This window comes from Saccharothrix sp. NRRL B-16314, from assembly GCF_000716595.1.
Classification (GTDB): Bacteria; Actinomycetota; Actinomycetes; order Mycobacteriales; family Pseudonocardiaceae; genus Actinosynnema.
The window spans coordinates 41,325-51,522 of sequence record NZ_JNXC01000042.1; the positions used below are offsets into that span (position 1 = coordinate 41,325).

General features: G+C 71.2%; 7 protein-coding genes. 3 read left to right on the plus strand and 4 right to left on the minus strand.

Annotation, left to right across the window (positions count from 1 at the left end; all coding sequences use genetic code 11):
* Positions 1-87: 87 nt before the first annotated feature.
* The 3 genes from OQ02_RS36145 to OQ02_RS36155 form a co-directional block, all read right to left on the minus strand.
* A complete protein-coding gene (locus OQ02_RS36145; RefSeq protein ID WP_231500385.1) occupies positions 88-1,233 on the minus strand; it encodes a S1 family peptidase in 1,146 nt (381 codons plus the stop codon).
* 136 nt (positions 1,234-1,369) lie between these two features.
* Positions 1,370-4,165 (minus strand): ABC transporter substrate-binding protein, encoded by a 2,796-nt coding sequence (locus tag OQ02_RS36150; RefSeq protein ID WP_063747212.1) that lies wholly within the window; start codon positions 4,163-4,165, stop codon positions 1,370-1,372.
* 174 nt (positions 4,166-4,339) lie between these two features.
* Positions 4,340-5,671 (minus strand): M20/M25/M40 family metallo-hydrolase, encoded by a 1,332-nt coding sequence (locus OQ02_RS36155; RefSeq protein ID WP_051773231.1) that lies wholly within the window; start codon positions 5,669-5,671, stop codon positions 4,340-4,342.
* Between the two features lie 522 nt (positions 5,672-6,193).
* On the opposite strand from OQ02_RS36155, the gene OQ02_RS36160 reads away from it, so the two are divergent.
* On the plus strand, positions 6,194-6,916 hold the full coding sequence (locus OQ02_RS36160; protein WP_051773236.1) for an NPP1 family protein: 723 nt from the start codon (positions 6,194-6,196) through the stop codon (positions 6,914-6,916).
* Positions 6,917-7,142: 226 nt separating this feature from the next.
* On the opposite strand, the gene OQ02_RS36165 is transcribed toward OQ02_RS36160, so the two are convergent.
* Positions 7,143-8,084 carry a universal stress protein gene (locus OQ02_RS36165; RefSeq protein ID WP_033443181.1) on the minus strand — a complete coding sequence of 314 codons (942 nt, stop codon included), beginning with the start codon at positions 8,082-8,084 and terminating at the stop codon, positions 7,143-7,145.
* A gap of 293 nt (positions 8,085-8,377) precedes the next feature.
* Here OQ02_RS36165 and OQ02_RS36170 point away from each other — a divergent pair, with 293 nt between their 5' ends.
* Positions 8,378-9,556: a right-handed parallel beta-helix repeat-containing protein gene (locus tag OQ02_RS36170; RefSeq protein ID WP_033443182.1), complete on the plus strand. Its 1,179-nt coding sequence runs from the start codon at positions 8,378-8,380 to the stop codon at positions 9,554-9,556.
* Positions 9,557-9,593: 37 nt separating this feature from the next.
* Positions 9,594-10,198: cellulose-binding domain-containing protein (locus OQ02_RS43115; RefSeq protein WP_197043653.1), on the plus strand; the 605-nt coding region annotated here is incomplete at its 3' end.

The following is a 10,198-nucleotide window of genomic DNA, read 5'->3' on the forward strand; positions in this document are numbered from 1 at the left end:
GTGTCGCGGTGCGCGGTGATCGTCCGGTGAACGCCCGACGGTCCGAGCGGACCCGCCCGCGGGCTGCGCGGGCGGGTCCGGTCGCGGTCAGGCGGTGAGCAGTGCCAGGCCGTAGGTGGACAGGATCTCGTTGATCGGCTGGAACCAGGTCCGGCCGCCGGACGAGCAGTTGCCGTACCCGCCGGACGTGACGCCCTGCGCCTGGTCACCGGTGATGAACGAGCCGCCCGAGTCGCCGCCCTCGGCGCACACGTTGGTGCCCGCCATCTGGTGCACGTCGCCCTGGGCGTAGTGGATGGTCTCGTTGCGGGACTGGATCACGCCGCAGTGCCAGTGCGTCGTGGAGCCGGAACGGCAGACCGACGTGCCGACCGGGGCTTCCCACGAGCCGCGCACGAGCGCGTCGGACACCGTGCCCCAGCCGAGGACGACCGGCACGTTCCACCAGCCGCCGCCGGTACGGACCCACGCGTAGTCGTTGCCGGGGAAGGAGGAGCCGGCGAACTGGCCCTGCCAGGACCGGTCCCACCCGTAGACCTGCGCGCCGGTGCCGCCGCAGTGCCCGGCGGTGACGTACCCGCCGTGCACCGAGAAGCCGATGGAGCAGCGGACGTTGCCGGTGTAGTACGGGTCGCCGCCGACGGTGCCGGCCGCGTACGGGACGGGCGCGGTGACGCCCTTCGTGTTCACCTCGACCGGGCCGGCTTCCCGTGCGGCGGCGAGGAACTCCGCGACCGCCGCAGTCTGCACGCCGGGTTGGACGTCGACCACGACCGCGCCGCTGCGCGGGTCCGGGTGCCAGCTGGTGACCGCCGACGGGACCTTGCCCGCCGCGGACAGCGCGTCGACGCGGTCCTTGAGCCGGTCCAGTTCGGCGGCGGTCCGGCCGACCAGGCGGGCTTCGGCGCCCGTGGCCCGGACCCGTTCGGCCGCTGCCGGGTCGGTCACGCCGACCACCAGCACGCCCTTGTCCTGGTCGAACCAGCTCCCGCCGAACGACGAGCCGGCCGCGGCGCGCGCGGACGGCGCCTGCCAGGTGGCCTTGGCCTCCTGGTCGATCCTGACCAGGGCCTGCTGCTCGGTGAGCCCGAACGCGGCCCGCATCGAGGACACCAGCCCCGGCGACAGCTGTGCCGACGGGGGTGCGGCCGGCGCGGCCTGGGCGGCCGGTGCGACCACCAGTCCGCTCATCGCCAGCGCGGCGGCCACACTCATCTTTGTCAACGTTGTCATGCGCACGCAGTCCTCCTTGTCCACAGGGAGGCGCGGGGCCGCGCAGGAGTGGCCACGCGCCCAGGCAAGTCGTTGAGAGCGCTCTCACACTGGTACAGACCATGCCAACCCTGCGGCCCGGCGTCAATCCCCGGGGTCAGCAGTCCGAAGTGCCCCGCGGCGGTTCCACCGACTCGCCCGCCGGCATGGTGATCTCGTACGTGCACGTCGGCACTTGGTCGAGGTCGTAGATGTCGGCGATGGTCAGGATCGCCAGCGGCCGGGTCCGGCCGGTGCGTGACTCGGCGAAGTCGATCGGGCCGGTGGCGCCCCTGAACGTGTTCGGCTCGCGCAGCTCCTGGGCGACAGCGGCCCGGTGCACGCGGTGTTCCGGTGCGGTGGACGGCGCCGACCCGTCCGGGTTGCGCACCCGGTTCCGGTCCAGGTTCTCCCGCACCGCCTGCACGAAGAGGCTGGCCGCGTCGTAGGCGAGCCCGATCCGCTCCCCCGGCCACGGCATCCGGTCCTCGGGCTCGTCGAGCAAGCGGGCGAGTTCCGCGACCCGGCCGGGTCCGGTGACCCTCTTGCGCACCGTGTGGTGCCCGGTGCAGAACGCGACGAGGGAACGCTCGGCGTCACGGGAGGCGTCCGGCACGTCGGGATTGCCCTTCTTCAGGCAGTCCGGTCCGGCCAGCACGACGCGCGAGCCCATCGACACGAACGACACGGCGATGTCGTTGAACTCGTTCTTGAGCCGCAGGCTGCTCTGCGCGACGAACCGCGAGACGGTGTCGTCGCCGATGACCATCGGGCGTCGGTCGTCGCACTGGTGGACGACCGCGCTCAGGAACGCGGCGAAATCCCCTTCCCGGCCCGCGTAGAACGCGATCTCGTCCTCACCGCAGGAGATGGCGACCGCGCCGACGTTGTTCTCCCACGGCTGTGCGGCGTGCTCACCGCCGAGCGCCGTGGCCAGTTTCCCGACCAGGCTCCTGAGGTAGTTGTCGGTCAGCGGCGGGTGGTAGACGGTGACCGATTTGCGCTCGGCCCTGGCGTAGGCGGCGACCAGTTCGGCCTGCACCTGGTTGCCCGGCACGAGTTGGAAGTAGAGCGGGGACAGGTCGCCCAGGCCCTCACCGGTCAGCGAGGTCGCCAGCACCGGCGTGCCGAGGTCGCCCAGCGCGCCGATGGCGCTCTCGGTGGCCGGCACCGTCAGTCCCATGCCGACGACGCCCAGGACCGTGGGGTCGGCGGCAAGCAGGGGTTCGAGGAATTCGTCGACGACGGTGCGGGCGGCCTCCATCTCGTCGCCGCCGTTGGCCACGATCACCCGGAGCAGCGGCTCGGACGTGCTGGTCTTGTTCTGGGCTTCCTGGCGGATCAGCAGCCCTTCCAGCTCTTCGGAGACGGAGTCGTCGGCGCCGGGATCGGACTTCGGGTGGGTCACGTCGGCGAAGTAGACCAGGCTCGCCAGGACCCGGTCGGGGTTCTCCTCGTGCAGCCGCTCGGCTTCCGCGTTGAGGTCGAAGATCGCGAGCTGCACCGCCTTCAGCCGTTCGTCGCGGCCGAAGACGTGCGCCTCGTCGTCGCTGTAGCCGATGCAGGTCTCGATGTCGGCGACCCAGCGGACGGCGACGCCCGCCCTCGGGTCGGGCAGGCAGTCCTTCTCCACCCGCACGTACCCCCAGCGGCCACCGGTCAGCAACCCGGCGACGAGCACCGCGCCCAGCACCGCGGCGACGACCGGTTTCCGGGCGGGCAGCGGTGGTTTGCGCGGCTGGATGTCACCCAGGTCGGGCCAGGCCGAGTCGTCGTCCTGGCTGAGCGCGGCGTCGGCGCCGACCTGCGCGGGCAGCCGGGCGAAGACGAACCTCGCGTCCGGGCGCAGCGACTGCCGGTGTCCGGGCAGCCCGTCCCACCAGAAGTCCAGCTCGCCCTTGATCCGGCTGACCGGCACCAGTGGCCGGTCGGCCTGGAGGTCGTGCGGCTTCTCCGCCGCGGTGGCGATCACCAGCAGCGGGTCGTGCTCGGTCGACTCGTTGCGGACGTCGTTGACGAGCCGCAGGAATTCCCAGCCGCCGTTCTCCTCGGTGACGCCGTCCAGCAGGACGACCGTGTACGCCGTGCGCTGCCACCGCCGCAGTCGCAGGCCGCGTGGCCGGTACGCCGACCGGAGGTCTTGCAGGAACGCGTGCACCAGCAGCTTCTTCAGGTGCTCCGGGTTCTCCTCGCCCCGCCTGCCCGCGGTGAGCCGTTCGGCGAACCCGGTGAAGGCGGTGGAGTGCCTGGGGACCATGAACGGTTGGCGCATCAGCCAGCGCGGTTCGCGGCCGATCAGCGGCACGCCGTGCACCCAGAGCCAGAAGCGCAGCGGGCGGTTCCAGACGGTGAGGGCCAGCACCAGCACCCGCAGCCACAGGGACTGGGCGGCCTGCCCGACCGCCGTGCGCTGCTCCGCTTCGGCGGGGCTGTCCGCCGCCGCGTACCAGTCGCGGAGCAACTCGGTGACCGCCCGGTCGTCGCGCCGGCTGCCGGGCCGCAGGGAGTGGCCGGTGAGCCAGTCGACCAGCCGGTAGTGCCGGAACGACCGGAGCCGGTCGTGGCCGAACCGGTCGATCAGCAGCCGGCGGTGCAGCACGTCGAGCAGCGGCAGGAGGGGCACCTCACGGCCGACCCCCGACCAGCAGTCCCGGGCGTCCGCCTCGGCCTGGTCGGCCTGCACGAGGACGGACAGCACCTTCCGCTTCCGCGGCGTGCCGGCCTGTCCGAGGCGGGTCGACAACGCGTCCAGCACGTCGTTCCGCCCGGAATCGCGGATCAGGCACAGCAGCGGGAGCGGGCGGTCGCCGCGCAGCCCGTCCCGGCCGCGGCGCGGACGCCACCTCGGCCGGCTCACGAGGTCCCTGATCACGGACAGCAGCACGTGGACACCGCGAAAGAGAGGATCGTTCACCTTCGCCTCTTCCTGTCGGAATCGATCCGAGCAGTATCGAGGCGGCGGGTTCCGGGCGTCCGCGCAAAACGCCCGTCGTGCATTCGATCGGACGAATGTGAACCGACGATTCGCACGATTAGTGCGGTCGCCACGACCGGGTGCCGCCCACCCGCGCGGGCGGCACCCGATCGGTCACGAGTTGCGCAGGAACCGGTCGAGCACGCGGACGCCGAACTGCAACGCGTCCACCGGCACGCGCTCGTCCACGCCGTGGAACAGGGCGGAGAAGTCCAGGTCGGCGGGCAGCTTCAACGGGGCGAAGCCGAAGTTGCGGATGCCGAGCTGCTGGAAGGACTTGGCGTCCGTGCCACCGGACAGCATGTACGGCAGCACCTTCGCGCCGGGGTCCTCGGCCGTGATCGACGCCGTCATCGCGTCGACCAGCGCGCCGTCGAACGTGGTCTCCACCGGTGGCAGCCCGAGCCACTCGCGTTCCACGTCCGGGCCGAGCAGTTCGGCCAGCTCGCGGTCGAACGCCTCCTCGCGGCCCGGCAGGATCCGGCAGTCCACCGTGGCCTCGGCGAGCGACGGGATGACGTTCGCCTTGTACCCGGCGGAGAGCATGGTCGGGTTGGCCGTGTCGCGCAGCGTCGCGCCGATCATCCGGGACAGCGCGCCGAGCTTGCCGATGGAGCCCTCGATGTCGTCGTCGGGGAACTCCAGCCCGGTGATCTCCGAGACGCCGTCCAGGAACTCCCGCACGGACGGCCGCACGACGAGCGGGAACCGGTGCTCGCCCAGCTTCGTGACGGCCGCCGCCAGCTTGGCCACCGCGTTGTCGTTGTGGATCATCGAGCCGTGGCCGGCCGTGCCGCGGACCCGGAGCTTGAGCCACCGGATGCCCTTCTCGGCGGTTTCCACCAGGTAGGCGCGGACGTCGTCCTTCATCGTGATGGAGAAGCCGCCGACCTCGCTGATGGCCTCGGTGACGCCCTCGAACAGCTCCGGCCGGTTGTCCACCAGCCACTTGGCCCCGAACAGGCCGCCGGCCTCCTCGTCCGCCAGGAACGCGAAGACGATGTCCCGGGGCGGCACCACGCCCTCCCGCTTGAAGCGCCGCGCGACGGCCAGGGTCATCGCGACCATGTCCTTCATGTCGACGGCGCCGCGGCCCCACACGTACCCGTCCTGGACCGCGCCCGAGAACGGGTGCACGGACCACTCGGAGGCGTCGGCGGGCACCACGTCGAGGTGCCCGTGCACCAGCAGCGCGCCCCGTGAGGGGTCGGCGCCGGCCAACCGGGCGACCACGTTCCCGCGGCCCTTGGCGCCCGACTCGACGTAGGTCGTCTCGTAGCCGACCTCGCCCAGCTTCTCCGCCACCCACTCGGCGGCGGCGCGCTCCCCGACGACCGTGGCCGGATCCCCCGTGTTGGTCGTGTCGATCCGGATCAGCTCGCTGGCCAGCGACACGACCTCGTCCTGCGCGAGCCGCAGCCCGGCCTCGTCATCCAAGTTGCTCACCCAGCCTTCCTACCACCACGCGCCCTACGCGGGGCCGACTGCGGTGAACCGGGCGGTGGTTCGAGCGGTGGTTCGGGCGAGGCCGACGCACCTCGATGACACCGGGTGGTGATCCCGATCCGCCTCCCTTGACACACCCGCGCCCTGGCGACTGCCGCCACCTGCTCCGGCAACCGCTACCCCACGGGTCGGGATGAACCGCTCCACCCGCGCGGAGTTTCACTAGAACGCCGATGTCTCCGCAGGTCTCGATCGTCTCCCCATCGGCAGTAGGTCCGCAGCTGTTAGTCGCCTGTTCGCCTCGAACCGACCATCGGCGGGTTGACGGGGTCGAGCCCGTGCCGGGACCCTTCGGTGCCGGTCGATGATCTCCGCGTCAGCGGCCGGTTCCGCCGCCGTCCAGTCGACACCGGATGGAGTGCCGTCGTGACCGCCCAGTTGACCGCCCAGTTGACGGACCAGCCCCGTAGCACTCCCCGCACCAGTGCGAGGCGGACCGCCGTGAGACTGCTGGGCGCGCTGGTGGGCGCGACTCTGCTCACGGCGCTCGTTCCCGCGGTCGCGTGGGCAGAACCCCCGCGCGCGCTGCCGGCGTCCTCGGCCGCCGCGGACGCCAAGTGGCAGCCCGCGTTCGACTACGACACCGACGGCTGCTACCCGACCCCGGCGATCTCGCCGACCGGGGCGTTGGCCACCGGCCTGAAGAACTCGGGCGCCCTCAACGGCCAGTGCCGCGACCAGTCCGACCTGGACAACACGAACTCGTACTCGCGTTCCAAGTGCAACAACGGCTGGTGCGCGTACCTCTACGACCTGTACTTCGAGAAGGACCAGGCCGTGCCGCTGATCGACTGCTGCGGTCACCGGCACGACATCGAGCACGTGATCGTGTGGGTCAGCGGCGACCAGGCGCAGTACGTCTCGACGTCCGCGCACGGCCGATACTCGACCTACCCGCGTTCCCAGGTCGCATGGGACGGCACGCACCCCAAGATCGTCTACCACAAGGACGGCGCGAGCACGCACTGCTTCCGCCTCGCGGGCGCGACCGAGCAGCCGGAGAACCACTACCGCGCCTGGCAGTACCCGGACCTGGTGAGCTGGGACCACTTCCCCTCCGGCGTCCGGGACGTCCTGGTGAACGCGGACTTCGGCAGCGCGAGCCTGGCGATCAAGGACAGCGCGTTCCACTACAACCTCGGCCTGGCCAAGCCGAGCGGCATCCCGTTCGACCCGAACGCCTGACTGACACGGCGCTACCGACGAGGCGCTTCCCGCCAGGGGCGGCGAGCAGGGAGCGTCAGGCGTGCAGTGCGGCGGAGAAGACCCACTGCGGGCGGCCTCGTAGCGGTCTACGACGTCTCGCCGATGCCGAGCAGCAGCACGAACACCTGCGGTAACGCCGGCGCCGAGATCACCGCCGGTACCCGACGGGAGTCGGGCGAAGCCGTGTGATCGACCGGGTGTGGGTTCAGTGCGGCTGTCGGGCGCCGTGCACCAGCGCGAGCGGGCAGTGGGCGTGGTGGAGCATGGCGTGGCTGACGGAGCCGAGCAGCGCGCGGCGCACCGCTCCGTGGCCGTGGCTGCCCACCACCAGCAGCGCGGCGCCTTCCGCCGCCTCCACCAGGGCTTGGGCGGGCCGCGCGAACGACACCAGCCGTTCCGCCCGCACCTCCGGGTGGCGTGCCAGCGGTCCGTCGAGGGACTTGACGATCAGGGCGTCCGCCGAGGTCCGGAGCTGTTCGGCGTCGAGCCCGAGGCCCAGGCCCTGACCCCACGCCCCACCAGGGGCCATCGCGTCGACCGGGAGGCCGGTGGTGGCGTGCACGGCGACCACCGGGCGGTCGTGGCGGGCGGCGAAGTCCACGGCGAAGTCGGCCGCGAGGTAGCTCGGGTCGGACCCGTCCACGCCGACGACCACGTGGCCGCCCTCCGCACCGGTCTCCCGGACCACCACGAGCGTTCCGGTGGCGTGGTGCGCCAGGTCCGCCGTGACCGAGCCGGCGAACAGCCTGGCCAGGCCGGTGGCGCCGGACGAGCCCACGACCAGCAGCGCCGCGTTCCGGGCGACCTCGCCCAGCACGGCGGCGGGATGTCCGTCGAACGCGCGGGTGTCCACGTCCAGGCCGGGTGCGATCCGGACGCACTCGTCGGCGAGTTCGGCCAGGTGCTCGTCCGTGTAGGCGCGCACCGCGGCCTCGTCGACCAACTGCGGCAGGGGCATGGACAAGGAGGTCACCAGCACCTCGGGGAACGGCCCGCGGAGTGCGTTCACGACGACCAGGCGCAGCCCTCGGCTCACCGCCTCGCGTGCCGCCCAGTGCGCGGCCTGCCGCGACCGCTCCGAGCCGTCGAACCCCACGACCACCGCGTCGCGCCCCAGCTCGCCTTCCAGGCTTTCCGGGCTGGACATGGTCCACCTCCCGTGCTCGGCGAGAACCGATGCCACGGGGGTAGCCGGGTCGGCCTTCCCCGACACATGGCCGGCCACCCGCCAAGCCGTAATGCGTATTGCGAACCACGCGGAGATTTCATTCGGACCGCCTTGTTCAAGTATGCGAACAAGGCGCGCCGACCTCCCGGCAAAACAGGAAAGATTCACGTCCATGAATTTTCTTGCCTGATTCGAAACCGTTGCGTTAACCTCCCTGGGAGCGCTCCCAGAACATCTTGGGGAATTCTGCCCGCAAGTAGGATGAAGGACGCATGAGATCAACGATTGCTCTCACGACGGCCGCCGCACTGCTCGCCCTGGCCCCCGCGCCGGCGCAAGCCGCCGACCCCACCTTCGTGGTGGCGGGCACTGGCAGCGACTCGAACCCCGGCACGGTCGAGAGACCGCTCAAGTCCATCCAGAAGGCCGTCGACCTCACCACTCCCGGCGCCACGATCCTGGTCCGGGGCGGCACGTACGCGGTCATGACGAACATCCAGATCCGCAAGAGCGGCGAACCCGGCCGGCCGATCCGGCTGGCCAACTACCCCGGTGAACGGGTCGTGGTGGACGGTGAGGCCCTGCCCGCGAGCCACACCCCGGTCGGCGGCAGCATCCCGCGTGACGAGCGCGGCGTGTTCCACCAGGAGGCGTCCTGGTGGCACGTCTCGGGTTTGGAGATCATCCGCGGCCCGTACGCGTACTACTGCGCCGGGTGCAACGACAACGTGTTCGAGCGGCTGGTCACCCGGGACAACTACGAGAGCGGGTTCCAGCTCCAGGGCGCGTCCGCGAACAACCTGATCCTGAACCTCGACAGCCACGGCAACCGCGACCCGCGCAAGAACGGCGAAAGCGCGGACGGCCTGGCCATCAAGGAAGGCTCGGGCACCGGCAACGTGGTGCGCGGCGCACGGCTGTGGAACAACGTCGACGACGGCTTCGACGCCTGGCTGTTCGCCTCGCCGATCCGCATCGAGAACAGCATCGCCCACGGCAACGGCTACAACCGGTGGAACCTGCCCGACTTCTCCGGTGACGGCAACGGGTTCAAGCTCGGCGGCGGCAACCCCGCACCGGCGGTCGCGCACGCGTTGACCAACAACATGTCGTTCAAGAACGCCGCCGGCGGGTTCGTGGACAACGGCAACCCCGGCGCGACCTCGTTGACCCGCAACACCGCGTGGCGCAACGCCAAGAACGGCTTCACGGTCGACCGCTCGCAGTCGAGGCTGACCGCGAACCTGGCCGTCGGCAACGCCAAGCCGGTCTCGCTGGGCAGCTCCACCGGTTCGGGCAACTCCTGGGACATCAAGTCGTCCTGGTCCGACTCGGACCTGGCGAGCACCAGCGCGTCCACCATCACCGGCTCCCGCGACTCCGCCGGCAACATCCGACCGTCGACGTTCCTCCAGCCGAGGAACCACGCCCAGCTGGGCGCCCGGATCTGAACCTGTCCACCCCGATCCAGAGCATGAGGAGACTTGGATGAGCACGCGCAAGAGCAGATCCGCCCGATGGGCCGCCACGGTGTCCGCCGTGGCGTCGGTGACGGCGATGTCCGCGGCGCTGGTGGTGGCCGGTGGCCCGACGGCCAGTGCGGCGGTCGGGTGCCGGGTGGACTACGTGGTCGCCGGCCAGTGGAACGGCGGTTTCGGCGCCAACGTCACCGTGACCAACCTGGGTGACGCGGTGTCCGGCTGGACCCTGGAGTGGGCGTTCAGCGCGGGACAGCGCGTCGACCAGGGCTGGTCCGGCGAGTTCAGCCAGTCCGGCAGCACGGTGACCGTGCGGAACACGAGCTGGAACGGCTCCCTCGGCACGGGCGCGTCGGTGACACCGGGGTTCAACGGCTCGTGGTCGGGCTCCAACCCGGCGCCGACCTCGTTCAAGCTGAACGGCGTGACGTGCACCGGGTCGCCCACGTCCACCTCCACCAGTTCGTCCACCTCGTCGTCGACCACCACGTCCACCACGACCCCGACGACGAGCAGCACCACGACCACGACTCCGGGTGGTGGCGGTGACGGCAGTGGTTCGTGGCCCAGCGACACCGGCAGCGTGCACCAGACCACCACCAAGAACACCGGCAC

Coding starts and splice junctions, on each gene's coding strand:
- OQ02_RS36165 (WP_033443181.1), bottom strand. CDS start 8,084: ATGTCCAGCCCGGAAAGCCTGGAAGGCGAGCTGGGGCGCGACGCGGTG.
- OQ02_RS36145 (WP_231500385.1), bottom strand. CDS start 1,233: ATGACAACGTTGACAAAGATGAGTGTGGCCGCCGCGCTGGCGATGAGC.
- OQ02_RS36170 (WP_033443182.1), top strand. CDS start 8,378: ATGAGATCAACGATTGCTCTCACGACGGCCGCCGCACTGCTCGCCCTG.